This window comes from Chitinophaga sp. 30R24 (assembly GCF_049056765.1).
In the GTDB taxonomy this organism is placed as follows: Bacteria; Bacteroidota; Bacteroidia; order Chitinophagales; family Chitinophagaceae; genus Chitinophaga.
This window is the reverse complement of record NZ_JBJGXX010000001.1, coordinates 726,614-752,993: the sequence shown is the minus strand read 5'-3', so window position 1 is coordinate 752,993 and position 26,380 is coordinate 726,614. Positions and strand designations below refer to the sequence as shown.

Here is a 26,380-nt window from a genome sequence, read left to right as displayed (position 1 = left end):
CGATTACCATGAAACAGAACAATAAATTGTTTCCGAGAGAACTGGTGATGGTAAGCCTCCAGCAGTCATTTGTGAAACTGCATCCTAAATGGATGATTAAAAATCCGGTGATGTTCACCGTGGAAATAGGCACAGCGGTGATGCTGATAGTAGCGTTGTATGCATTTGTTACCGGTAATAGGGATCAGGGCGGTGTAGCTTATAACTGGGCAGTGTTTATTGTATTGTTGTTAACCGTGTTGTTTGCCAATTTTGCAGAGGCTATTGCAGAAGCCCGTGGTAAAGCGCAGGCGGAAAGCCTGCGTAAAACGAGGGAAGAAACGCCTGCCAAAAAAATTGATTTGGTCGGTGAGATTTTTACCAATAAAATAAATGTTGTGTCTTCTTCTTCCTTGCGCAAAGGCAATATTTTTGTATGTGACCCGGGTGATATTATTCCTGCCGACGGAGAAATCATCGCCGGCGTGGCCAGCATCGATGAATCGGCCATTACCGGGGAAAGCGCGCCCGTAATCCGTGAAGCCGGTGGTGATAAGTCTAGTGTAGTAGGCGGCACCAAGGTATTATCTGATCATATTAAAGTGCGGGTAACCACCGAGCCGGGAGAATCTTTCCTGGATAAAATGATTGCGCTTGTAGAAGGCGCCAGCCGTCAGAAAACACCAAATGAAATTGCGCTCACCATTTTGCTGGCGAGTTTTACCCTGGTGTTCATTATTGTGTGCGTAACACTGAAACCTTTTGCAGACTATGCACAAACGCCGATCACTATTGCTGCATTTATTTCCCTGTTTGTATGCCTTATTCCTACTACTATTGGCGGCCTCTTATCTGCCATTGGTATAGCCGGTATGGATCGCGCCCTGCGTGCCAATGTGATCACTAAATCCGGGAAGGCTGTAGAAACGGCCGGAGATATAGATGTATTGTTGCTGGATAAAACCGGTACTATTACTATCGGTAACCGTAAGGCAACAAATTTTTATGCCGCCAATAACATTTCCAATGAGGATTTTATACGCCTTTGCGCTTTGAGCTCTTTATCGGACGAAACGCCGGAAGGTAGATCTATTGTAGAACTGGCGGGTAAAGATGTTACAAGCACTTTATCAATCGTTGGCGCCAGCCTGGTGAAGTTCACTGCCGAAACCCGTACCAGTGGAATCGATTTGCCCGATGGCAGGCATATCCGCAAAGGCGCTTACGACGCTATTAAACGCCTTGCCGAAAAAGAGGGCTTTGCTTTTCCTCAGGAAACATTAATCCGGGTAGAAGCTATTTCTAGAGATGGTGGTACGCCACTGGTAGTATCACTCAATGGTAAAGTACAGGGGGTAATAGAGTTGCAGGATATCATTAAGCCAGGCATCAGCGAACGTTTTGACCGCCTCCGTAAAATGGGTGTAAAAACGGTAATGGTAACCGGCGACAATCCGCTTACGGCCAAATACATTGCTACCAAAGCTGGTGTAGACGACTTCATTGCAGAAGCCAAGCCGGAAGATAAAATGAGCTATATCCGTAAAGAACAGCACGAAGGACGCCTCGTAGCCATGATGGGTGATGGCACTAATGATGCACCCGCCCTGGCTCAGGCCGATGTGGGCGTGGCCATGAATAGCGGTACACAGGCCGCCAAAGAAGCCGGTAATATGGTGGACCTCGATAACGACCCTACGAAATTGATCGAGATAGTGGAAATCGGCAAACAGTTACTCATGACCCGTGGTACGCTGACCACTTTCTCCATTGCCAACGATGTGGCTAAATATTTTGCTATTGTGCCCGCTCTGTTTGTGGCGTCGATCCCGGCTTTGCAGGGTATTAATATCATGAAGCTGCACAGCCCGGAAACGGCCATCCTGAGCGCGGTGATCTTTAATGCTGTGATTATTCCGTTGCTGATACCACTGGCCTTACGCGGCGTGGCTTACAGGCCTATAGGGGCCAGCGCCCTGCTGCGCCGTAACCTGTTGATTTATGGCGTAGGTGGCGTAATAGCGCCTTTCATCGGCATTAAATTGATAGATATGCTGGTAGCGTTTTTTATATAATTATAAATTGATAAAAATCTTTGAAAGATGATAAAATATCTCTGGCCATCTGTAAAACTTACTTTGTTGTTGGTAATCCTGTTGGGCGGATTATATCCCCTATTTCTGGCAGGGATAGCAAAGATGGCTCCTGGCAGGGGAAATGGCATAAAAGTGATGTACAACGGGCGGGTAGTGGGCTATGAAAATATCGCCCAGAAATTTTCGGCGGATAAATATTTTCAGCCCCGGCCATCTGTGGTAGACTATAATGCTGCTGGTTCCGGTGGTTCCAATAAGTCTGCCGGCAACCCGGATTATCTTAAAATTGTGCAAGAACGCATAGATACTTTCCTCGTGCATAACCCGGGCGTGAAGAAGGAAGATATTCCTGCGGAACTGGTAACCGCTTCTGCCAGCGGATTAGACCCCCACCTCACCCCTGCAGCCGCTTATATACAAGTGCCAAGGGTGGCTAAAGCAAGGAGCATTCCCGCGGATAAACTCAAGCAACTGATAGATGCCAACGCTAAACCTGCTGTGTTGGGCATATTGGGTGTAGCCACAGTAAATGTATTAAAGTTAAATATTGCGCTCGACGATCTTAAATAGTGTATTGTCCTGATTATTTGCCGGCCTGTGAATACCAAGGATCAAAAAAGTGGATGGTAACCCAACGCCCGCTTTGGAGACACAGGTTGCCTTTAAGCCTATGGATAAAATATCGTTGAACTGAAGCACTTATATTGGAAATGACCTGCCAGACAGTATACGGGGGGTGCGCTACTTTAGTGATGTTTATGGTATCTTTAGTATAACAGGTAAATGGATACTGATCGCCGGTTGGACTATGGGTGGCCAAGGGCATGAGAAATACGAGTACTGCCATTACCGCTTCGCTAGTGGTATACTTCTAACAGTAACGGATATAGTTTTTTTATGGACAATAAAGAACGATCCATTGCAGCTTTCCTTGAACAGGCTAACCGCGCTGGCAGGGGGCAATTTAAGATCTACATCGGTATGAGCGCCGGCGTGGGCAAAACCTTCCGTATGCTGGAAGACGCGCATGCTATGCTGAGGAACGGGGTAAATATACAGATCGGTTATATAGAAACACATGGGCGTGCGGAAACGTATGCCTTGCTGGAAGGGCTACCTCAAATACCCCGTAAGCAGGTTTTCTATAAGGGCAAAATGCTGGAAGAAATGGATCTTTCCACTATTTTGTTGTTAGTGCCAGATTGGGTGGTAGTAGATGAACTGGCCCATACCAATATCCCTGGCTCTAAAAACGAAAAGCGATGGCAGGATGTGGTAGACCTGTTGAATGCTGGTATTAATGTAATTTCTGCAGTAAACATACAGCACATAGAAAGTATTAACCAGGAGGTAAAATCTATTACTGGTATTGAAGTACAAGAGCGTATCCCAGACCTTGTGCTGCAGATGGCCAACGAAGTAGTAAATATAGATCTTACTGTAGATGAGCTGATCACGAGGTTAAAAGAAGGTAAAATTTACGACCGGTCGAAGGTGGAGAATGCTTTGAGTAATTTTTTTCAGGCAGATAAAATCCTGCAGCTGAGAGAACTGGCGCTGAAAGAGGTAGCCTCCCAGGTAGAAAGAAAGGTAGAAACAGAAATCCCACGCAGCATGCAGATGCGCCATGAAACCTTTCTTGCCTGTATTTCCTCTAACGACGAAGTTGCCCGGAAAGTGATCCGTAAAACTGCAAGGCTGGCTGCCTATTATCATGCAGACTGGTATGTGTTGTATGTGCAAACGCCCCGGGAGAGCGCCGATAAAATAGCCCTGGCTGTTCAACGGCACCTGATTAATAACCTGAAGCTGGCCACAGAACTAGGCGCAGAGGTATTACAGGAGCATAGCGCCAACGTGTCTGGCGCTATTATTCAGGTGGCTTTGGATAAACAGATTACGACTATTTGTATGGGAAAGCCGCATATCAGCCTTTTTCGTATCATTTTACGTACTAACCTGTTTAACCAATTGCTGAAAGTACTTTCCTCCAACGATATTGATATCATTATACTATCATGAGCAAGGTTAGATTAAAAACTAAAATTACGCTCGGTGTATTGTTCCTCTACACCATGTTACTGGTGGTGAGTATACTGGGCTATTACTATCTGAGCCGCCTGAACAAAAGAGCGAAGTTTATCCTGAAAGACAATTATGAGTCTCTCCAGTACGCTAAAAATATGCTGGTAGCGTTGGAAGACATGCCTGTAAACAGGCCGGCAGCGATGACAGTATTTTCCGAGAACTTGAAAAAGCAACAGGATAATGTAACGGAGAAGGGCGAAAAGGCGGCTACTTCTGAAGTAACCCGCACATTTGAATTATTGCGTAAGGATTCTACTACCAATGTAAGCGCCATTAAGAAAGGTATTTACACTATTATGGACCTCAATATGGCAGCTATTGTGGGGAAGAATGAAAAGGTGAAGAAAACCGCCGATAATGCCCTGTTGTACATTGCCATTATCAGTGGGGTCTGTTTTTTATTAGGTTTTACCTTCGTATATAATTTCCCGGGATACATTGCCAATCCTATCCATACCCTCACAGAGGCGATTAAAGACATTGCCGATAAGCAGTACAGCAAACGGTTGTATTTCCGCTCTGGTGATGAGTTCGGAGAATTGGCGACGGCTTTTAATACTATGGCCCAACGGCTGGATGAATATGAGCATAGTAGCTTGGCCCGTATTGTGTTTGAGAAACAACGGGCGGAAGCGGTGATCAGCAGTTTAAAGGATGCTACAATTGGATTTGATAATCATAACACCATCCTCTTTGCCAATACGGAAGCCTTACAGTTGCTCAACTTGCCGGAAAAGGCAGTGGTAGGCCAACCAGCTGAAGAAATAGCAAGGCTCAACGACCTGCTGAGATTTCTGATCAATAAAAAGGAGAACGCTCCCATTAAAATAATAGTAGATGGTAAAGAATGTTTTTTTACCCAGGAAAGCACGGATATCCGCCATAATGAAGCGCGTATAGGTTATGTAGTGGTACTTCGCAACATTACCAGTTTTAAAGAGCAAGATATTGCTAAAACCCATTTTATCGCTACTATTTCCCACGAGCTGAAAACGCCTTTAGCGGCATCAGATTTCAGTATAAAACTACTGGAAGATGAGCGTACCGGGTCGCTTAATCAGGAGCAGAAGGAACTGGTAGACAGTTTAAAACAAGATAATCGCCGGATGATTAAAATAGTGAGTGAGTTACTGGACCTGTCGCAAGTAGAAAGTGGTAATATCCAGTTGCAGCCACAACCGGTTGCAGCAGCTAATATTGTACAATATGCCCTGGATACGGTACAAAAACAGGCGGCACAGCGGGAGGTGACTATCCGTATAAATGTGCCGGCTACTTTGTCGCTGGTGCTGGCGGACGTAGAAAAATCGGCCTGGGTATTGGTGAACCTGCTTACTAATGCTATCCGCTATTCAGCCAAGGGCGCTATTATAGATCTAAGTGTAACGGACATGGGAACAGGGATGATTTCATTTGTAGTGCAGGATTACGGAAAGGGTATCCCTGCCGCATTCCGGGATAGGATTTTTGAGCGTTTTTTCCAAGTACCGGGCATGAAGGGCAACCAGGGTAATGGTTTAGGCCTGGCCATTTCAAAGGAGTTCATAGAAGCACAGGGCGGCGTAATTGGTGTAGAGAGTGAAGAAGGAAAGGGAAGCCGCTTTTACTTTACTTTACCGGTATCCAAATAGTAGTTAACATTGCTCAATATGTTCTTTTATCAGAGGAACATGTTGATAATAGATGTCCATTATTTCCCTGATCCTGGTAGGAATGCTATCCAGGTTTTCTGTAAGGCGCGCGTCGCGCTCAATGGTGTAAGCCATTTCTGAGGCATATTTCATGCCGGCTACATTCAGGTTAAATTTCATTTGATGGGCCAGCATATATAAGGGTTCCCATCGTTGCTCTTTTACCAGATAGTTCATTTCTGTAAACTTCTGGGGGATACTGTCCAGTAATTCTTCCAGTAGGATTTTTACATGGTCGCTTTCCCCAGACATCATATTATACACTGTATCGAGATTTAGGGGAGTACCGGTAACTATTTTTGCTGGCGGGGCTTTCTCGGTAGTTTCCGGCAGCGGTTCTCCCAGTTCTTTCAGTATCATGTGAAACAGGTCTTGTGGTTCAAATGGTTTGGAAATATAGTTGTTCATGCCAGCCAGGAGGCAACGTTCTTTTTCGCCTTTGATAGCTGAGGCGGTCATAGCGATAATACAGGTTTGTATGCCTTTTTGCCGTATTGCCTGGGTAGTTTGGTAGCCATCCATATCGGGCATTTGTATGTCCATGATAATGCAGTCATATAGTTTGTGGTCTAGCATTTCGAGGGCAGTATGGCCGTTGTTAACTACATCGGTTCTGGCGCCGGCGCCCCGCAGGGTATGGAACACCACTTGCTGGTTGATTTCGTTGTCTTCTACTACCAATATTGTTTTTCCTTGCAAGGGTTTGTCGGAGGAAAGCAGTAGTTCTTTTTCCGCTTTATTGGTAATAACCGCGTGGTTACGGATAAAGGGCAGTTCAAAATAAAAAGAGGCGCCTTCATTTAGCTGACTGTCTACCGTAATAAATCCATCTTGTAAGGTAATCAGTTCTTTAGTGATGGTTAGTCCCAGGCCGGTGCCACCGAATTTTCTGGCGTTATCAGCATGTGTTTGGGAGAAGCTTTGGAAGATCAGTTCATGTTGTTCCGGTGCAATGCCAATACCGGTGTCTGTGATTTCGAAGCCCAGGCGGATGGTAGCGCTGTCTGTACTTTCTCCAGCCAGCGACACTTTAAACAAGATCTTTCCTGAGGGGGTGAATTTAATGGCGTTTTCCACCAGGTTGGTTAGTATTTGTTTGAGCCTTATTTCGTCGCCGAGCAATCTGGTAGGAATGGCGTTATCTGTTTCATCAAAAAAGGCCAGTCCCTTTTGTTGCGCCTGTAATTTAAGTGGAAACAGGGTATTATCTATCACCTCAAACAGGTCGAATGGTTGTCGTTGTAAGTGTAATTTGCCTGCTTTTATCTTAGAGAAATCAAGAATTTCGTTGATAATAGACAGCAGGTGGTTGGCCGATCTTTTAATAGCGTTGGTATATTCCAGTTGGATGGGCGTTAATTCTTTCTGTTGCATGAGTAGGTTAGTCATGCCAATAATCCCGTTCATAGGCGTACGGATTTCATGGCTCATGTTGGCAAGGAACATATCTTGTGCATTAATGGCTTCTGTGGCGTGTTGATGCGCCTTTTCCATGGCTTGGATATAAACGGCTTTTTCTGTAAAGTCCTGTCCTATGCTGCATATGCCAATGAGTTCTTCTTCCTGGTTATAGAGAGGGAATTTGATGATCAGGAAATGGAAGGTTTGGTCGTTTACTGTAATGATATCTTCCTGTTTTACCCTGGCGCCGGTGGAGATCACTTCCTGGTCTAATTCTGCGTAACGGGTTACCCAGTCGCAATGGAGTGCTTCATCCCGTTTGCCGATAATATCTTTTTTAGGGATACCTATCATTTCTGAGAACCGGTTATTCACCACCAGATATTTTCCATCCAGGTTTTTAATGAACATCATGGAGGGCATATTGTCTAAAATAGCGTCCAGGCATTCCTGTAGATAATCTTGTTGATCGTCGTTGTTTTTCTTTTTGTCGATATCCCGTACAATACATTGGAAACCATTAATTGTGCCATCTTCGCTGTAGATAATGGTGGCGAGTTGTTCTACCCATCTTCTGGCGCCGGATTTGGTGATGATCTCGAATTCCTGGAAGGTATAGTCATCGCCGGTAGTGACCTGGTGGAGATAAAATTCTTCGAGTTTTTTCCAGGTGGCTTCCTTCAGGAATATAGAGAAGTGTTTGCCTACCAATTCGGTGTTGGTATAGCCGGTCATTTCCGCTGCCCGTTTGCTTACATAGGTAAATATGCCGTCTAATCCGGCTTTAAACAGTATAAGTTCTGTTTCTTCAGCCAGGCGCATAAAACATTGTTCCCTTTTATAGAGTTGGTTGGTCCTCGTTTTCAGTTTTTTGAACAGCCGGTAAATATAACGGGATTCTATCAGTATCAGGAGAAGGGTAAAAAGGCTGATCGTAATAGTTGTCCAAAAGGAGTACAGCGTATATTGGTTGTCTTTGGATATTCTTGTAATGAGGCTATTGCGTTTTACCTGGATGAAGCCCATAACAATCCACCGTAGGCGACTGCGTAATGCCTTGCTTTGTGAGGCTGTAATGAGTTGTTTGGCCAGGGCAGGTTGCTGGGCAGCAGCAAGTAATACCTGGCGGTTATAATCAATTTTTTGTTGTAAGATGGTATTGAGCTGTATCATTATTTGCCGGGTGGCCGTATCCCCGTTTTCGTTAGTCTGGATAACGTGCAGCAACTTTTTCATACTGTCTGGCAAAGTTGCATCGCTTGTAGAGAGGGTGGTTTTATCCAGCAGCAGCATTTCCCGGATATTATTCGTGTAGTTATTATCCAGTAATGCCAGGGTTCTTAGCCGGTCTATCTGTAAATTAGTATGTATCATCCATTCGGATGCGCTTTTGCTTCTTTTTTGTACCATCCATGCATAGTACACGAAGCCAATAAGCGCCATGGGTACTACGAGGACCAGCACCAGAACGGTATTTACGATTTTTTTCATGCGAAGTTTTTCAACGACTCTTTAATAGCATTGGCAGGGGTTATGTGGGAAATGATGGATTATTTATTCAAATTAGGATATTTTACGTCAATATTGTTGTTCATCTTGTTCAATTCTGAAGAGAAATGATGAAAAAGAATATCAATATCAATATGACTTTTTCGATAACTTTCGATAGTTTCGGAAATGATTTTGCAATATTTTAACCAGTTGTGTTTCAATCAATCCATTATATTTGCCTAATATTCTTTTTCCCAAGTATGTATAATATATGAAGAAAATACTTTTTACCCTTGGCTTTATAGCTGTATCTATCGGCGTTTTTGCTCAGGATGGCGGTTCTGCGATGAATAAGGCAGTGAACAAGGTAGTCCACTCCAACGACTTTTTGATGATACAGCTGGCCTATGATGGCTGGTCAGGCAAACCTGATAGTGTGCGCACTGGCTTGAACAGGGGTTTCAATGTAGCGCTGATGTACGACTTCCCTTTTAAGAAGTCTAAAATGAGCCTGGCGCCAGGTTTGGGTGTAAGCACCAGCGGCGTTTATTTGAAAGACCATTATATGGACATACAAGGAAAGCTGAATGCTAACCAGGCAACTTTTCCTTCTACTACCAATAAGAAGAATAAAATAGCGACCACTTATATAGAAATTCCGGTAGAATTGCGCTACCGTAGTGTTCCTGACAATGCTAACAAAGGCTTTAAAGCGGCAGTGGGTGTGAAAATAGGTGCGCTGGTAGATGCACATACCAAAGAAAAATATGTTGGCGCCAATGGCGACAAGAATATTGATAAAGACCAAAACAGGGGTTTCTTTAACCCTTGGCGTTTTTCAGGCACTGCCCGTGTAGGTTATGGTAATTTTTCCCTGTTTGGTGCTTACTCCATCAATACTTTGTTGAAAGACAATAACAACAATAATGTGGATATCCGGCCTTACCAGATTGGCATCTGCCTGAGTGGTTTGTAAAAGCTAGTAACGGTATTAATATAAAATTGATGGCCATGGTGTTTTATGCACCATGGCCATTTTGTTGAATGTTGTGTAGGGGTAAGTGTTAGGCGCCTTTGAAAGCAGGTTTTCTTTTTTCCACAAATGCCTGGATGCCTTCGGCATTATCGGCAGAGTTGCCGGCAATTTCCTGGCAATAGGCTTCGTATTCCAATACTTCGTCGAGGTGACTGGTCATGCCTTTTGTGAGCATTTTTTTCATGAGGGCGATGGCTTTCGTAGGCGCAGCAGCGTAGTAGGCCGCTTCTGCCTGTACAGTAGCATCCAGTTCTTTAGTGGGTACTACCTGGTTTACCAATCCCATTTGCAGCGCTTCGGTGGCGGTAACGGGGGTAGCTTTGGTGGCTAGTTCAAAGGCCCGGTGGTAGCCAATGGTACGTGGTAGGAAGTAGGAGGAGCCAGAATCCAGCACCAGGCCAATGTTTACAAATATTTCTATCATTGTGGCTTCTTCACTGGCAATAATGATATCACATGCCAGGGCAAGGGAGCATCCAGCGCCAGCAGCCACGCCGTTGAGGCGGCAAATAACCGGTTTAGGCATATTGCGGATGGCGCGTATAATGGGGTTGTAGCGTTTGTGCAATGATTCGCTGAGATTACGTTTGCCTGATCCCATCGCTGCTTTCAGGTCTTGGCCGCTACAGAAAGCTTTGCCGGCGCCTGTGAGCACCACTACCCTCACCGCTGCATCTTTTTCTGCCTGTTTTAAGGCGTCTTGCAGCTCATAGCTGAGGGGGTCATTAAAGGCATTGTATACTTCTGGTCTGTTTAAAGTGATGGTAGCAATACCATCCTGGATGTCCATTAATAAAGCTGCCATGATTGTTGAGGTGTTGAGTGCCGGGGTGCTGCTATCTGCCTCACCCCGGACGTGAATAATATCGTTATTACAGTGTTTCCTTCAGCCAGCTAAAGAATTCCCGTTGCCATACGATCGCATTTTGAGGTTTCAGCACCCAGTGGTTTTCTTCGGAGAAGTACAGGATTTTGCTTTTAATGCCTTTCAGCTGGGCCAGCTGGAACGCCTGGAGGCCTTGTTCAATGGGTACACGGAAATCGATACCACCCTGGATGATAAGAATAGGTGTATTCCATTTGTTAGCGTACTCGCTGGGATTAAAGTGTTTGTATGCGTTGGCATTAGCAGGGTCCCAGTAAGCGCCGATGTCCCAGTTGGCGAACCAAAGTTCTTCGGTAGTGCCATACCAGCTTTTCAGGTCAAAGAGGCCATCGTGTGCAATAAAGGTTTTAAAGCGGTTTTCGTGTACGCCTGCCAGCATGTATACGGAGTATCCACCATAGCTGGCGCCTACAGCACCCAGACGGTTTTTGTCTACATAACTTTCTTTGCTTACATCGTCTATGGCGCTCAGGTAGTCTTTAATGGGTTGTCCACCCCAGTCTTTGCTGATAGCGGCATTCCATTCCACCCCGTGGCCAGGCATCCCTCTTCGGTTGGGAGCTACTACAATATAACCTTGTGAAGCCATCAGCTGGAAGTTCCAACGGTAAGAATAGAATTGTGATAAGGCCGATTGAGGACCTCCTTGGCAATACAGCAGGGTAGGGTATTTTTTTGCCGGATCGAAGTCGGGTGGAAAGATTACCCAGGTGAGCATGTCTTTACCATCGGTGGTTTTTACCCAGTGTTTTTCCACTTTGCACATGCCTATTTTATCGTAGATAGGTTTGTTAACATTCGTAAGTGCTGTGACGGTTCCTTTTTGCAGGTCTACGGTAAACAGTTCGGCTGCATGGTTCATATCTGTGCGGGAAACCACCAGGATGTTGCCTGTTTGAGCCAGCATATCGTTGATATCAAAATCGCCGTTGGTTACCTGGTGTATATGCTTTTCCGTTGTTTGGGCAAGATCTTTCTGCAGGGTTATTTCCAGCAGTTGTTCAGTACCTTTTATAACAGCGAGGAAATAGATTTTTTTGCTGTCGTTGCTGAAGCGTACAGCCGAGGCGGTGCCGTCCCAGTTTTTGGTGAGATTGGTTTTTACGCCGGTAGCACGGTTGAGAATGATCACATCGTTTTTATCTGACTCGTAGCCATCGTGGGCCATGCTTAACCAAGTGAGGTATTTACCATCCGGGCTAAAGGCTGGTGCCATATCGTAGCCAGCCATCCCTTCCGAGAGGTTGCGGGTATTGCGGGTGGCGAGGTCGTATTCATAAATGTCTGTATTGGTGCTGAGGGCGTAATCTTTGCCGAATTTCTTTTTGCACACATACAGGATACTTTTACCGTCCTGGCTCCAGATCATATCTTCCGGTCCGCCGGAAGGCACCTGTGGGCAGTCGTACGGCTCATTAGCCATAATATCTACAGGTGTACCTACTTCCCCATTGTTATAGGTGGCATAGAACACATGTGAAAAGTTGCCGTCTTCCCAGGTATCCCAATGGCGGTAGTTGAGGTTGTCGTATATCTGCACATTGGATTTGGGTAGATCAGGATAATGATCTGCGCCGGAAATCTTTTTTATTTTTACTTCTTTCGAAAATAAAATATGCTGGCCATCAGGGGAAATGCGGATATTCTGCATACCGCCTTCTACATTGGTTTTTTGTATGGCATTGGACCCATCAGCACTCATTTCGTACCATTGGCCTTTCAGGGAGAAGCCAATTTTATTGCCGGGTAATATGGCTACGTCGCCTTCAGCTCCAGGTGTTTGAGTGAGCTGTACCGGTGTGCCGCCCCCTAACGGGATGGCATACAGGTTTTTCTCACTTTTATTTTCTGTTATATTTACCTGGGAAACCCCGTAAATAACAGTTTTGCCATCTGCGCTGATTGCTTCACCGCTCACCCGCCCTAATTGCCATAGCAATTCAGGCGTCATCTTATCCTGGGCTGTTGCCATAGTTGAAATTAATAGTCCTGTCAGTAAAAAAGGTTTATACATATATCGAAGGGTTGTTTTGGACCGGGTAAATGTAGGAAGAAATGAGGATTTTACGGGATCAGGCATAACTGACAAGCCAGGACAGCCTGAGCTCCGGGCAGCTATAAATCCGGGAGCGTGTAACCAGTAAATTCTCTGTAAATTTGCTTCAAATTCAGAAATAACTTGATTGAGAAAAAACAAGTCGTACAAAAAGAAGAAAGGGCTGTTATTGTTGGCGTTATCACCAAAGAACAGACAGAGCGCCAGGTAAATGAGTTCCTGGACGAGCTGGTATTCCTGGCAGAAACGGCAGGCGCCCAAACGGTTAAACGCTTTACCCAAAGATTGGCGCATCCAGACAGGGCCACCTTTGTAGGAAAGGGTAAACTGGAAGAAATTCATCAGTTTATTGCCGGCAGGGATATTTCACTGGTGATCTTCGACGATGAACTGACGGGGTCACAGATTGCCAATATCGAAAAGGTATTGAAGGTAAAAGTGATAGACCGTAGTGACCTTATCCTGGATATTTTTGCCCGCCGGGCCCGCACCGCACAAGCAAAAGTGCAGGTGGAGCTGGCGCAGTACCAATATATTTTACCCCGCCTGCGCGGTATGTGGAGCCACTTGGAAAGACAAGGAGGTGGTATAGGTAGCAGGGGGCCCGGGGAAACGGAGATTGAAACAGACCGTCGTATCGTAAAAGATAAGATAGCCCTCTTGCGTAAAAGGCTGGAGGAAATCGATAAGCAATCCCTCACCCAGCGTAAGGAACGTGGCGAGTTTATCCGGGTAGCCCTGGTGGGTTATACTAACGTAGGTAAAAGCACAATTATGAACCTGCTCAGCAAAAGCGAAGTATTTGCTGAAAATAAGCTGTTTGCTACGCTGGATACTACCACCCGTAAAGTGGTTTTTGAACAAACACCTTTCCTGCTCAGCGATACCGTAGGATTTATCCGTAAGCTGCCTCACCACCTGGTAGAAAGTTTTAAATCTACCCTGGATGAAGTAAGAGAAAGTGATATCCTGATCCATGTAATAGACATTTCCCATCCACAGTTCGAAGAACAGATAGAGGTGGTGAACCGCACGCTGCAGGAGTTAAAAGCGTTTGATAAGCCCATCATTATGATCTTTAACAAGATGGACCTTTACGAGGCCAATACCTTTGATCAGTGGTTGGAGCCGGCTATCAAGCAAGATATTCTGGACTCCCTGAAACGGAACTGGGAGATCAAAACACAAGGCAACTGCGTGTTTATTTCCGCCCTGGAAAGAAGAAACATCGAAGAGCTGCGTAAAACTATCCTGGATAAGGTGTCTCAACTCTATAAAGAACGTTTTCCCTATAAAACAGAATTTTTCTACTAATGGCCAAAGAACATGTCTGGTACAAACTGGAAGAAAGCTATTTACCATTGGTAGAAAATGAGATCCGGGTAATTACGGTAAATGGAAAAAAATTATGCTGCACCCTATATCAGGGGCAGCTTTTTGCTTTTGCATTCAAATGCCCACATGCGGGAGGGATTATGTCCGACGGCTTTATAGATGCTGCCGGTAATGTTGTTTGCCCGTTGCATCGCTATAAGTTCAGCCTGAAAAATGGTTACAACAGTAGCGGAGAGGGTTATTACCTGAAAACATACCCCATAGAACAACGGGCAGACGGGCCTTGGCTAGGAATGGAAAAGAGCGGCTGGCTTTGGTAGGGTAATTATTTTTCTGTTAAAAATAACGTGGGTAGTTGAAGTAACCGGGATATGCCTGTAACTTTTCGCCATGCTGACTTTCAAACCTACAACACGATCGTTTATTCTTACTGAGAAACAGGTATGGCTGTTCATTACTGTAACATTGGTATTATTACAGTTTAGCGCCCTGTTTGTGCCCATCCTGGAGCCAGATGGCGCTTTATACGCCGGGATTTCCAAAACAATGGTACTGAAACATGATTACTGGAATCTATACGCCGATGGTCATGAGTGGCTGGATAAACCGCATTTTCCTTTCTGGGTGGTCGCTTTTAGCTTTCAGCTTTTTGGTATCCACACTTGGTCTTATAAGCTACCCGCTATTCTTTTTTTGTTGATGGGGGCCTATTACACCTGGCGTTTTGCCTTTCATCTCTATGGCGAAAGGGTAGCCGGCTGGGCTGTTTGTATCTTATTAACAGCTGAGCACCTGGTTATTTCCAACAATGATGTAAGAGCAGAGCCCTATCTCACGGGTCTTATCATTGCAGCTGTATATCATTTTTACCGGAGGGGTATTTTGTTGGGCGCCTTGTTTACCGCGTGCGCTATCATGACTAAGGGCGTGTTTGCCCTGGTGCCTATTGGAGCCGCTATAGGCGGGCAATTACTATTTACCCGCAATTGGAAAGAATTGTTCCATGTACGATGGTTGCTGGCTTTCTTATTGATTGCTGTTTTCATTACGCCGGAGCTATATGCACTCTATCGCCAGTTTGATCTTCATCCGGAGAAAACCGTTTTTGGTACCACCCATGTTTCCGGTTTGCGGTTCTTTTTCTGGGACAGCCAGTTTGGCCGCTTTATGAATACCGGTCCGATAAAAGGTTCCGGCGACCCGTTTTTCTTTTTACATACGGTATTATGGGCGTTTCTTCCCTGGTCTGTGATGTTGTACACCGCGGTGGTTCTCTTCATAAAAAAATGGAAACAACAGCAGGAATATTATTGTATTTGCGCCTCCCTGGCTACCTTTCTGCTGTTCTCCCTCTCCCGCTTCCAGCTGCCGCATTACCTGAATATTATTTTTCCCTTCTTCGCTATTCTCACTGCGCGGTATATTTTATCGTTGCATACAGAGAAGGGCTTAAAGTTTTTCCGGGTTACCCAATATACAATCATTATTGTGGTGGCTATCGCCGGTATTGTGATAGACCTGCTCTACAAGCCTGCTATGCACTGTGCCTGGTTATTGCTTCCTGCCGCCCTGATCCTATTTTACTTATTGTTGCATTATTGGTTGGATAAATCTACCCGTGAGGCAGTGTTCTATCGCACCATCTGCATCAGCATTTTGCTGAATTTATATCTGAACACTATTTTGTATCCGGATATGATGCAGTATCAGAGTGGTAGTTCAGCCGCTTTTTATGCCAATACTGCCCTGCCGGGAAAGACAATCGGCTTTTATGCGGTGAATTCTTACGCGTTCGATTTTTATCTAAAAGCACCGGTAGCCCGTTACGACGCTGCTACATTGGTAACGCCGGCTATAATTTTTACTACGCCAGACGATGTAACGAAGTTGCAGCAACAAGGCTATACCTGTACCGTGATTAAATCCTTTCCGCATTTTTATGTAAGCAAACTGGATCTGCCATTTGTACGCAAAGCTACAAGAGCAGCCGCTTTGGGGGAAAGACAGTTGGTGTTAGTGAAAAAAGCTGTCCTTTGAAATGTGCTGTAGTAGCGGGTTTACACACTATAGCGAAAAATTTTTCAAAAAAAATGAAATAAGATTTTGCAAAAATGATTTTTTGCCTATTTTTGCAATCCCAAATCGCACACACGATACGGGAAACACTCCTCCTTAGCTCAGTTGGTTAGAGCATCTGACTGTTAATCAGAGGGTCGCTGGTTCAAGTCCAGCAGGGGGAGCACAAATAGACTGGTCTGCAGAAATGCAGACCTTTTTGTTTTTATCTGCTTCAAAAGGGCTTGGAATGGTATTTAGCCATTTTCAAAAATCCGCTATGAGGTGAGTATTAAAAAATTGATAACACTATTGATTTAGTCAAATATTTACTACATTTGCGCCCGGTTTAACCGTAATTACCTTCCTCCTTAGCTCAGTTGGTTAGAGCATCTGACTGTTAATCAGAGGGTCGCTGGTTCAAATCCAGCAGGGGGAGCAGATTGATTACCAACTAATTATAGCACTTACGGTTATGCGTAGGTGCTTTTTTTTTACATAAAATTTGCATAAATATTTATTTATCCACATCGTTTTTTTTCCTATCAAAACCCTAAAAAACTGCACACTTTTGTAAACACCTCTTTACATTACGCAAAAAAAAGCCGGACTAATATAGCCCGGCAGGTTTAGATATGGCTGAAAAATAGCGTTAGTTGATCTTCTTGTATTGATACTTTTCCTCTGTACCCATATATAGGCTCTTGTTATCCCCCGCAAGATGTAGTATGGTTTTTGCCATCGTAAGCTCGTGGTTGCTTTTGTCGTACTGGGCTGGCAGTTCCCACGTTGTCGTTTTTGAAGTATATACGCTCCTGTCTTGCTGCGGGGTTTCGGAAACTCCAGATTTTTTTACCAGATATTCACCTGATGCGGTGCGTGAGATGTTCACCGTATCTTTTATAACTGCCTTTGAGGTTGAATTGTTATTTGGGTTGCTGCTTTTAACCTCTCGTTGGTGAACATATGTACCTATTACGTCATTCACTTCGTCAATATCCGTTTGATTGTTACAAGCGACGATTAGACAAACAGAAGAGAACAAATAAATTCTTTTCATAGCAAAGTTTTAACGCTTCCTAAGATACAAATTTTTATCCAAAAAATGTATCTAATTATAGATGTACAATTGTACCCACGCAAATAGGGGTAAATTTTTTGATGCCTATTTCCGTAATTAGAGTATGGCGAGGAACAAGAAAACAAGGCGTAAAAGACCATTTGAACAACATACCGACTTAGAAGATTTTTTGATCGTATTAGGCATACACATTAAGACAACAAGGAAAAAAAACGGCTTTTCATCCTATGAAACATTTGCACATGATATAGAACTATCACGGGCAGCGATGGCCAGATATGAAAAGGGGCTATCTGATATGCGTATCAGCTCACTACTTAAAATTACGGACGGAATGGGCCTTACTTTAAAAGAGTTTTTCACGACCTTCGATCAAAGCACCGTAAAAAAAACAAAATAATATTCTTTCTTACTGGCAATATGGCTTTCTGCTATCGTGAGCAGAACGGACAACCATTGCCGAAAAAATGTCCTCAAAACATACCCCAACAAATAATTTTTATTAGCAACTTTAAGTAAGATAGATACAACGTTAATCACCGAAAGTCATTAGCACTAGCGATCACCTGTAGCGCCAACAATTTTAGCTTTTTCATTTTCTGCCGTTCTACCCCTTCTATCCGGGGAGGGGTGCATATCGGCAGCAATATTTTACCCTGTAAACCTTCTTCCCCCATGATAAAAAAAACACTCTTAGAAACGATTTGCTATACCTTCGTATTCCTCTTTGTTTATACTGCCATTTCTAAACTTTTAGATTATGAAAATTTTAAGGCCGTAATAGGGCAATCACCACTAATTACCAGATTTGCATCAGTATTGGCAATAGCAGTTCCGTTAGTTGAAATTATCGTATCGATTTTACTTGTGATAGCCCGTTACCAACGAATAGGACTATATTCATCTTTTACGCTCATGGTTTTATTCACTGCATATATTATCGTGCTGATTAGCCTTTCTGAAAAGGTGCCTTGCTCTTGTGGCGGTGTAATCTCAAAAATGACTTGGAAACAGCACATTTTTTTCAATCTTTTATTTGTGTTGCTGGCTTTAGTGGGTATGTGGTTACATAATAAACAAGATAATAGAACTGCCATACGTACAAAGTTTACCACCGCATAATTAACAATATATGAACCACCATCCTTTTCGGTTTGCCGCTATCTGCATTGTGGCATGTACAATTATAGTACTTATCTTATATGCTTTTGCTGATAAACCAAACGAAAAATTAAATGGCTTTAAACGCATTATTCGACATGAAGCACTTATCCCCGAAAAAAGTATAAATGTGCAATATTCCGGCTATTATTTTGCAGGAAGCACTGACCGATATGTATATCTGGGCAATTACACTGCGGCCCTCCACATGCTACGAATAGATCAGCGTACAATGGATACGGCTATCTTCAATCTACGCGTAGATAGTACAGAAAAAGCGATTTGGAAATATATGCGGCTCATGGTTGATTACCCCAAAATGTACATAGCAGAAGGCATAAGCCCATCGCTGTTTCAGGGAAATGTTGATTCTTTGTATCTCACGCGGTTTGCAGAAAAAAGCTGCTATTTTACCCATGCGCTGAATATCGCCCCTGCTACTTTTCTTGTACGAGGCGCGAACAATAGCGTATATCGTCTGCTAAAACTACAAACAGATACGCCATACATAATCCCCTATCCGGGTTTATTAATACCTCAAAGTGAGGGGCTTTTTTCCACCGATGGTACTATAATAAAGGATAAAATAACCGGAAAGATCGTATATGTTTATCAGTATAGAAATGAGTTTATATGCTTAGATAGCTGCTTAGAATCTTTATACACCGGTCATACAATTGATACCAACACAATAGCAAAAATACAGGTAGCAACAATAACTGAGCAAAACAAACGAATGTTCAAAGCACCTGCTGTACACGTAAACCGAACTGCTTATGCTTACAATGATCGGTTATATATTATTTCTGCATTACTTGCTGATAATGAACCGCGCAACGAAAGTAAAAAGCACAATGTAATGGACGTATATAGCCTAAGTAGCGGCATTTATCTGTATAGTAGTTATATTCCAAAGATCGATCACAAGAATACAGAAGCTATTTTAATTACCGGTAATACCCTATACGCAATAGCTGAAAATCATCTGTCACAATATAAAATGAACGCATTGCAGCAATAAACAGGACGTAGCCGAAAACCTGTATAATCCTAAGTAGGCACTATTCTTTACCAAATCAAATCTCTTTGTTATGAAAAAGTTCAAAGTAGTATTAACCGCCTCTTTATTCATGCTTGCTGTAGGAACAGCATTTGCCTCTCAGCGATTCTTTCCAACTACAGGTTACACTAACCTTACCATTGACCCTGCTCCTGGACAAACCGTTACTTGTCTGGCACAAAAAGATTGCGAAACTGATGGGCCAACCCAGTGCCAAATCGTTATCAATGGCACTGCTCATAACCTATATGGTTTGAATGGTGTTAACCAATGTATCGTTCCTCTTTTTGAACGCCAAAACTAAAGGCTAATAAAGGGGGTATCATGTTAATGAAAACATGATACCCCAATTTTTTAGTTGACGCCTAGAATCGCTAATATCTTACCCGTTTTCTCAATTGTGAGTTAATATAATCAAGGTTGGATATTCTAAAAGAGTAGCAAGTAAATTTTATAAAAAGGTAATTTTAACCCACAGGCATACATAGCAATCAGCACTCAATTGCACGAGAATATTTTTTTTGAATATACATCCGCACATCATCTGCCGTATAAAATATCTTATTCCAACGTTTACAAAAATCTCCGCAAATAGGGGCCACCGGGCATATATCCCTCCCTTTGTCTTTGACATATCGCCAAATCAAAAAACGTCTTACCTGAACGTTGCAAAAACCATTTTCCAAAAAGATAATTTTGTATTTCATATAATTATTACTGAATTAGGATAACTGTACTTTTTTTACTTGTGGTGCGTACTTTTCGAACAAAACTGACAATACGTCTTTCGTAACATGCGATGTATAGTATTCATTCACACCCGCATGTTCCGCCGCCTCCCTATCGGCAAGGAAAAGAGAACAAGTAAACACAATTATAGGAATATGTCGAATACTTTCGTTATTCCGAATGATTTCTATTAGAGTTTTTCTGTTGTCATTATCGCGCATCCTGAAATCTGTAAATATTAAATCCGGTAACGTTTCCTGTATTATTGTTAACGCCTCATCATTTTCAGACGTTATATAAATTTCGGCCTTAACAATTCGGTCAATAAGAATTTGAAGTATCTTTTGAGCAATTAAATCCTGCTCAATAATTAAAATTCTCATAAGCATGATTTGTGAAAGAAAAAATAATGGAGTTGCAACAAATATTTATACCTTTCTAAACAACAACTAAATTTAAGCGGGAAAAAATAGATAAACTTTAAGTAGTAGCTGAAATATTTAGCTTGTTAAAAAACTAAAAAAATGTATATTGCAATATACATTTTTTTGAAAGTTCAAAAAATTAATCCGGTCAAAATATTATTTGGCAATAACTCTTTTGGGGTTAACAAACAATGGATGAATACGCCTCGCTTATCTTGGTGGGGCGGTTTTTCATACATTATGTCTTAAAAAATCATTGGATAATCCCAAAAAAGTGATGGTGCTTGTTTATCACGCTTGTAAGCAGAAGTCCGGGGCTGATCGCCCCGGATTTTCTTTTCCCCTCGTAAACGTTTGTTATTGATATTTCAGAAACCAAAATCCAATAATTATAATGAGAAAAACACTTTTACAATTACTAATTTTTTACCCAGTATTCTCTGCTTCTTCTCCCTCTTGTAATCCTCCAATAGAAAAATCAAACCAAAGCAAAATTGTTCCGGTGGCTACGCTACTGGTTGCTTTAAAGGAGCAGGAAAATGAGCAAAAAAAATTCGATGGTGCTATTGTTCCTACCGCTTCGATTCCTTTAGGCTTCACTATTTCAGGCAGGGTTAAAAGTGTTCTGGTGAAAGAAGGCGATCATGTTAAAAAAGGACAATTACTTGCAGTGCTTGAAAATGATGAATATAGCAACATCCTCGAAAACGCCACAATAAATAGAAAAGAAGTTGAGGATAGATACAATCGAACAGAAATGCTTCATCAAAGCAATAGCATACCAGAAATAGATTACAAGCAGGCAAATTTTAATCTGGAAAAAGCAAAGAAAGCTGAACAAGCAGCAGCAATTCAGCTAAAAAAAAGTTACTTAAATGCACCGGAAGATGGGCTACTTAACATTCGTTCCATTGAACCGGGGAGTATTGTTGGCGGTGTGGGAAATATTGTTTTTAATCTTATACAATCGGGGAAATATTATGTTCAGGTAAATGTAACAGAATATGATCTACAGCATTTTTACATACAAAAAAAATGCTCGATTGAAATACCTGCACTATCTGCCAACGCAATTCCCGGAAAAGTAGTTACCATTAATCCATCAGTAAATATGAATACTTACACCGCTAAAATTATACTTGAAAAAGATATTCAAGAGTTGCAACCCGGGCTGATGGCAATAATTACCTTACATGACAATGCATCTAAACCTGAAATACTCATACCTGCATCAGCGGTTCATGTAAATAAGGATTCCCCTTTTGTACTTATTGCCGATAGGAATGTTGTTAAGAAAAAAAATATCGTTAGAGGCTCAATAAATGGGCAACAGGTAAGCATCAAAGCAGGATTGGCCGTTGGTGAAATGTTAATAATCGAAGGCCCGGATGATTTAACCGAAGGGCAAAAGATAAGTATTAAATAATGACCTCAAACCTTATCCATGAAAATGCACTTACCTAAATACGCTATACGAAATCAATTAATAATTCTGATTCTTTTTTTGGTAGCCGTTGCCTACGGTTTTTACTGTTTTCTTTATATGCCCCGCACCGAGGATCCTAATATCGTTATCAGGCAGGCGGCCATTATTACACCTTATGCCGGTGCGGATGAAATTACGGTGGAAAATGAAATCTCAAAAGAAGTAGAAAAGATTCTTTTTAGTTATGCCGAAGTCAAAAAGGAAAAGACCGTTACGGTTTCCAAGCCGGGGGTTTCATTTACCACCGTTGAGTTGAACAACAACGTAAAATCCCCCTCTTTGTTTTGGGCGCGCTTACAGCATGATCTTAACACTTCTTCAATTCGTGGTGCGGTTGTAAATACGGAGTTCGCGGATGTTACGGCCATCATGCTTAACATATCTTCCGATAAAAGGAGCTACGCCGAACTTGACGCTTGTATTGACAAACTGGAAGATCGGCTGAAAACCTTATCGGAAGTTACAAAGCTGCATCGTTACGGCGGGGTACAGCAAGAGATTAAAATAACCTTGATCCCGGGAAAATTAAAATCCTATCAAATTACCATATCCGATATTGTTATGGCGTTGCAGCAAAACAACATAACAGCATCATCTGGAAAGCTGGAAACGCTTTGCGCGGATATACCTCTTTACGTCAATGCGCGTTACAATACACAATCGGAAATAAGCAATCAGATCATCCGATCCCGCAGCGGCGAAACAGTGAGGCTCCGGGATATTGCGCGGGTTGAACGGAACTATAGGAAGCCCACCGCATTTATCCGAACCGAAGCGGAAAAGGCAATGATGCTCACCCTCTGCGTCCGGGATGGAAACAATGTTGTCGAATTTGGGAAAAAACTAAACAAGGAAATAGCGGCAGTACAGCGGTTGCTGCCTGATGATGTAAAAATAAATCCAATAGTAAGTCAACCCGATTTTGTGCGCTCTACCATCTGGCATTTTATACGCGAATTTGGTATCTCTATTGCGGCGGTGATCGGAGTTATCATGTTAATGCTTCCGCTTCGCGTTGCCTTAATTCCTGCGATTATTGCGCCCATTGCAATTATTATCACTTTTGCTATACTCCATCCGATAGGCATTGAAATTCATCAGGTGACCTTAGCAGCGTTAATAATTTGTCTAGGCATGGCGATTGATGATCCAATTGTAGTGGTTGACGCTTATCTGGAAAAGATTGATGCGGGAATGGCAAGAAGAAAAGCAGCATGGTTATCTGCTGAAAAATTATTTCCCTCGCTATTTGTAGCAACTCTTGCCATACTTTTTTCATTCTTCCCGTTAATGTTTACGCTCACCGGATTATCTAAGGAATTTATTGCTCCGCTGCCTATATGCGTTGCCATTATGCTTGCAGTTTCACTGCTATCGTCCATCACCATTACGCCAATACTATGTGCAAGATACATTCGTAAGGGTGTAGAACAGGAGGCAACTGAAACGGGAAAAGATACTTTAATGGGTAAAATACAGAAACAATTTGCCAGAATAATAAAACGGGCATTCGATTATCCCAAAACTACCGTTGCCATAGCAGTTTTCGTCGTGCTGATTTCATTAGTGGGTGGCCTGTTTGTCCGGCAGGAACTCTTCCCGTACTTTGATCGCAGGCAGTTCAACGTCCTTCTCCGGTTGCCTTCCAATGCTACATTAGAGCAAACAGCAATTGCATCCAAGCTGTTAAAGTCTATCATTAAAAAAGATGAAGAAGTGGAACGGGTAGATGAATTTATTGGGCAATCCTCGCCCCGCTACCAAACTACCTATGCACCGGAACCACCAGCGCAGAACTTCGCACAATTATTTATCACTACCACGAGTGAAGAAGCCACTAAATTATTAGCTAAAAAATATCTAAAAACGCTAACAGCATTGCTGCCTGGCGTAGAGGTACAAGTCCGGGAATTAAGTTTCAATCAAACCCCTGCTCCTGTTGAACTCCGGATTACAGGAGAGAATCTGGATACATTGAAAAACATTGCCAGCGCATTAAGGGGTATCGTAAAACGTGCAGATGGCACAAACTATATCCGAATCGACTACGGGCGCGACTACACGGCAATTGACCTGCAACCCCTATCGGAAGCTATGGCGAAATACGGTGTAACGAACGACAATATTATACAAACGGTGGCAACGGCAACAGACGGACTTCCTGTCATGACAAAGTGGGAAGGCAATAAACCCGTATCGGTTGCCCTATACCTAGACGATCAGGGGCAAACAGGTATGAATCGTTTGTTAGATATTCCGATTCCCGGTCAAAATATACAGGTTCCACTTCACGCGGTGGCTTCTTTGAACATTGCGCAGCACACGGGGCAGATCGTGCGGCGCAACGGCATTCGCACCCTCACGGTGATGGCAGAAGCCCAACAGGGCATCCCTGCGTCCGATATTATACGCGCATTACAAAAAGAACTGCAATCCTTTCCGCTACCTTACGGGTATCGTGTAGATTTTGGCGGAGAAGCAGAAGCTGTAAAAGAAAATATGCCGGGTATGATTACCGCCCTGTTATTGAGTTTTTTACTAATCTTCGCCACCGTTTTAATCTATTACAGAAGCATTAGACAGGCGCTCATCGTCTTATCTACATTTGTATGGAGTTTGCCCGGCGCACTGCTAGGATTACTACTCACCAACAATCCCTTTGGCTTCACGGGCTTCATGGGTTTAATCGCTTTGGTCGGGATTGTGATTCGCAATGGTATTATAAAGATTGACTACGCGAATCAACTAGTAAGAGAGGGAATGAGTATAAAGGATGCCGCAATGGCTTCCGCACTTCGGCGTATGCGCCCAATCTTTCTTACTTCTATCGTGACGGCCATCGGTGTAACTCCTATGGTCGTGGGGCGCTCTCCATTATGGTCACCGCTTGCATCCGTGTTGTGTTTCGGAACGCTGGCAAGTATGTTCATGACGCTATTGGTCATTCCAGTATTGTATTATCTGTTAATGAGCAAGAAAATAAAGAAGAAGCACTTATCAATAAGGGTAAGCCGCTCCGCAGTAACAATTGTTGTAACGGTTCTCATTATATGCACCTATTTTCAAGGAACAGCACAACAACGTATTTTATCGCTTAAAGACTGTAAAGAATTAGCTATGCAAAACAATCGGCAATTGTTAATCGGTTCCGCCCGTGTGCAAATGGCAGATGCACAAGCCGAAGAAGCTACAACAGCCGCACGTCCACAAATAGATGCGGGGGCAACTGGCTTTACCTTCGGCAATCCAATAAACGATATATTGCCGGGAAATGGGCTATATGTCAACGCCGGGGTAATGCTCCCCATTTACGCAGGTGGCCGGATAAGGAAGGCCAAAATCATTGCAGATGTCAATGCGCAGATCGCCAAAGAACAGTTTATCAATGATAAAGCCGAATTGTTACTACGGGTAGAGAAAGCCTACTGGTTAGTTATTGCTGCCAACGCTGCTCAATCACTGGCAGACAGCTTTGCTCTTCAATTACAGGAAATGCGAAAAGAGGCAGCAACAGCAGTTCAAGCGGGCTTTAAACAGGCTAATGACCTACTAAAAATAGACGCAGCCCTAGAGGATAACGTTCTGCTTAAATTGCAGGCCATCAACAATGCAGAAATAGCCCAAATGACATTAGCGCAATTAATTGGCATAAGAAGTAAGGAAATTTCCTTAGTTACAGAGGATATTGTCACAGCAAAACTCCAACCACTCCATGATATTGATGCCGCCATAAATAACCGGGCCATTATTCATGGCATGGACTATGCCCTTGATCTAACAAAACAGCAGCGCAAAATGCTGGAAGCAGAAAGAATGCCTACTTTGATAATAAATACCGGGGGGGTGTATTTTACAGGGAAAAGTATCGGAAGCATGTCTATTATTCCCCCGGTTCCTTTTGCCGCTTATTATGGCCTTATTTCGCTTAAAATCCCTATTTGGGATGCAGGTCGATTACGTAAGAAAATAAAAACGCAAGAACAGCGAATTTTTATCGCTGCTACGGAACTGGAGATAGAAAAAGAGCAGCTTGGAATTGCTATCCGGAAGGCCATCTTACACACAACGGAAGCAACTGCCCTTCTTTCAGCCGCAAAAGTTCGGTTAGCTCAAACGGAAGAAAATAAACGGATTACACAAAATCAATATGAAGCGGGCTTTATAACCCTAAAAGATTATCTACAAGCCCAGACAGAGCATCAGCGGGCACGTATAGCAATCATACAGGCTAAAACAGAAATAAATATACGCATGGCCGAACTACAATGCCTTAAAGGGGATACAGTAAATTCCAACCAATAGCCGGCCTGCAATATCGTTGCAG

The 26,380-nt window shown here is 43.0% G+C and carries 19 protein-coding genes and 2 tRNA genes; 16 read left to right on the top strand and 5 right to left on the bottom strand.

Annotated features, from left to right (window positions below):
- The first annotated feature begins 8 nt into the window (after positions 1–8).
- The 4 genes from kdpB (at position 9) to ACDQ55_RS03040 (ending at position 5,794) form a co-directional block, all read left to right on the top strand.
- Positions 9–2,054 (top strand): potassium-transporting ATPase subunit KdpB, encoded by a 2,046-nt coding sequence (gene kdpB, locus ACDQ55_RS03055; RefSeq protein ID WP_420979605.1) that lies wholly within the window; start codon positions 9–11, stop codon positions 2,052–2,054.
- A 27-nt stretch (positions 2,055–2,081) separates the two neighbouring features.
- Positions 2,082–2,645 carry a potassium-transporting ATPase subunit KdpC gene (kdpC, locus tag ACDQ55_RS03050; protein ID WP_420979604.1) on the top strand — a complete coding sequence of 188 codons (564 nt, stop codon included), beginning with the start codon at positions 2,082–2,084 and terminating at the stop codon, positions 2,643–2,645.
- Positions 2,646–2,972: 327 nt separating this feature from the next.
- Positions 2,973–4,097 carry a sensor protein KdpD gene (locus ACDQ55_RS03045; RefSeq protein ID WP_420979602.1) on the top strand — a complete coding sequence of 375 codons (1,125 nt, stop codon included), beginning with the start codon at positions 2,973–2,975 and terminating at the stop codon, positions 4,095–4,097.
- On the top strand, positions 4,094–5,794 hold the full coding sequence (locus tag ACDQ55_RS03040; RefSeq protein ID WP_420979600.1) for an ATP-binding protein: 1,701 nt from the start codon (positions 4,094–4,096) through the stop codon (positions 5,792–5,794). The genes ACDQ55_RS03045 and ACDQ55_RS03040 overlap by 4 nt, the downstream gene beginning before the upstream one ends.
- A gap of 3 nt (positions 5,795–5,797) precedes the next feature.
- On the opposite strand, the gene ACDQ55_RS03035 is transcribed toward ACDQ55_RS03040, so the two are convergent.
- Positions 5,798–8,746 (bottom strand): PAS domain S-box protein, encoded by a 2,949-nt coding sequence (locus tag ACDQ55_RS03035; protein ID WP_420979598.1) that lies wholly within the window; start codon positions 8,744–8,746, stop codon positions 5,798–5,800.
- A gap of 271 nt (positions 8,747–9,017) precedes the next feature.
- Between ACDQ55_RS03035 and ACDQ55_RS03030 the strand changes: the two genes are divergently transcribed.
- A complete protein-coding gene (locus ACDQ55_RS03030) occupies positions 9,018–9,722 on the top strand; it encodes a porin family protein (protein WP_420979597.1) in 705 nt (234 codons plus the stop codon).
- An 88-nt stretch (positions 9,723–9,810) separates the two neighbouring features.
- Here ACDQ55_RS03030 and ACDQ55_RS03025 read toward each other — a convergent pair whose 3' ends face one another.
- Positions 9,811–10,587 carry an enoyl-CoA hydratase-related protein gene (locus ACDQ55_RS03025; protein ID WP_420979596.1) on the bottom strand — a complete coding sequence of 259 codons (777 nt, stop codon included), beginning with the start codon at positions 10,585–10,587 and terminating at the stop codon, positions 9,811–9,813.
- Positions 10,588–10,654: 67 nt separating this feature from the next.
- Positions 10,655–12,640 carry a prolyl oligopeptidase family serine peptidase gene (locus tag ACDQ55_RS03020; protein ID WP_420979595.1) on the bottom strand — a complete coding sequence of 662 codons (1,986 nt, stop codon included), beginning with the start codon at positions 12,638–12,640 and terminating at the stop codon, positions 10,655–10,657.
- A gap of 207 nt (positions 12,641–12,847) precedes the next feature.
- Between ACDQ55_RS03020 and hflX the strand changes: the two genes are divergently transcribed.
- The 5 genes from hflX (at position 12,848) to ACDQ55_RS02995 (ending at position 16,553) form a co-directional block, all read left to right on the top strand.
- Positions 12,848–14,038, top strand: coding sequence for a GTPase HflX (gene hflX, locus ACDQ55_RS03015; protein WP_420979594.1), 1,191 nt, complete (start codon positions 12,848–12,850; stop codon positions 14,036–14,038).
- Positions 14,038–14,379 (top strand): Rieske (2Fe-2S) protein, encoded by a 342-nt coding sequence (locus ACDQ55_RS03010; RefSeq protein WP_420979593.1) that lies wholly within the window; start codon positions 14,038–14,040, stop codon positions 14,377–14,379. Before hflX ends, ACDQ55_RS03010 begins: the two co-directional genes overlap by 1 nt.
- Positions 14,380–14,449: 70 nt before the next feature.
- Positions 14,450–16,096, top strand: coding sequence for an ArnT family glycosyltransferase (locus tag ACDQ55_RS03005; protein WP_420979592.1), 1,647 nt, complete (start codon positions 14,450–14,452; stop codon positions 16,094–16,096).
- A 129-nt stretch (positions 16,097–16,225) separates the two neighbouring features.
- A tRNA-Asn gene (locus ACDQ55_RS03000) sits at positions 16,226–16,299 on the top strand.
- Between the two features lie 180 nt (positions 16,300–16,479).
- A tRNA-Asn gene (locus tag ACDQ55_RS02995) sits at positions 16,480–16,553 on the top strand.
- A gap of 213 nt (positions 16,554–16,766) precedes the next feature.
- Here ACDQ55_RS02995 and ACDQ55_RS02990 read toward each other — a convergent pair.
- Positions 16,767–17,174 carry a hypothetical protein gene (locus tag ACDQ55_RS02990; RefSeq protein WP_420979591.1) on the bottom strand — a complete coding sequence of 136 codons (408 nt, stop codon included), beginning with the start codon at positions 17,172–17,174 and terminating at the stop codon, positions 16,767–16,769.
- Between the two features lie 124 nt (positions 17,175–17,298).
- Here ACDQ55_RS02990 and ACDQ55_RS02985 point away from each other — a divergent pair, with 124 nt between their 5' ends.
- The 4 genes from ACDQ55_RS02985 (at position 17,299) to ACDQ55_RS02970 (ending at position 19,720) form a co-directional block, all read left to right on the top strand.
- A complete protein-coding gene (locus tag ACDQ55_RS02985; RefSeq protein WP_420979590.1) occupies positions 17,299–17,595 on the top strand; it encodes a helix-turn-helix domain-containing protein in 297 nt (98 codons plus the stop codon).
- A gap of 275 nt (positions 17,596–17,870) precedes the next feature.
- Positions 17,871–18,317 (top strand): MauE/DoxX family redox-associated membrane protein, encoded by a 447-nt coding sequence (locus tag ACDQ55_RS02980; RefSeq protein ID WP_420979589.1) that lies wholly within the window; start codon positions 17,871–17,873, stop codon positions 18,315–18,317.
- Positions 18,318–18,327: 10 nt separating this feature from the next.
- On the top strand, positions 18,328–19,377 hold the full coding sequence (locus tag ACDQ55_RS02975; RefSeq protein ID WP_420979588.1) for a hypothetical protein: 1,050 nt from the start codon (positions 18,328–18,330) through the stop codon (positions 19,375–19,377).
- 70 nt (positions 19,378–19,447) lie between these two features.
- Entirely contained in the window at positions 19,448–19,720 is a 273-nt protein-coding gene (locus ACDQ55_RS02970; RefSeq protein ID WP_420979587.1) for a DUF6520 family protein, read from the top strand.
- A gap of 418 nt (positions 19,721–20,138) precedes the next feature.
- On the opposite strand, the gene ACDQ55_RS02965 is transcribed toward ACDQ55_RS02970, so the two are convergent.
- Positions 20,139–20,528, bottom strand: coding sequence for a response regulator (locus ACDQ55_RS02965; RefSeq protein ID WP_420979585.1), 390 nt, complete (start codon positions 20,526–20,528; stop codon positions 20,139–20,141).
- A 436-nt stretch (positions 20,529–20,964) separates the two neighbouring features.
- Here ACDQ55_RS02965 and ACDQ55_RS02960 point away from each other — a divergent pair, with 436 nt between their 5' ends.
- Together ACDQ55_RS02960 and ACDQ55_RS02955 are read left to right on the top strand one after the other, a co-directional pair.
- A complete protein-coding gene (locus ACDQ55_RS02960; RefSeq protein WP_420979584.1) occupies positions 20,965–21,996 on the top strand; it encodes an efflux RND transporter periplasmic adaptor subunit in 1,032 nt (343 codons plus the stop codon).
- 18 nt (positions 21,997–22,014) lie between these two features.
- Positions 22,015–26,358: an efflux RND transporter permease subunit gene (locus tag ACDQ55_RS02955; protein ID WP_420979583.1), complete on the top strand. Its 4,344-nt coding sequence runs from the start codon at positions 22,015–22,017 to the stop codon at positions 26,356–26,358.
- Positions 26,359–26,380 lie beyond the last annotated feature (22 nt).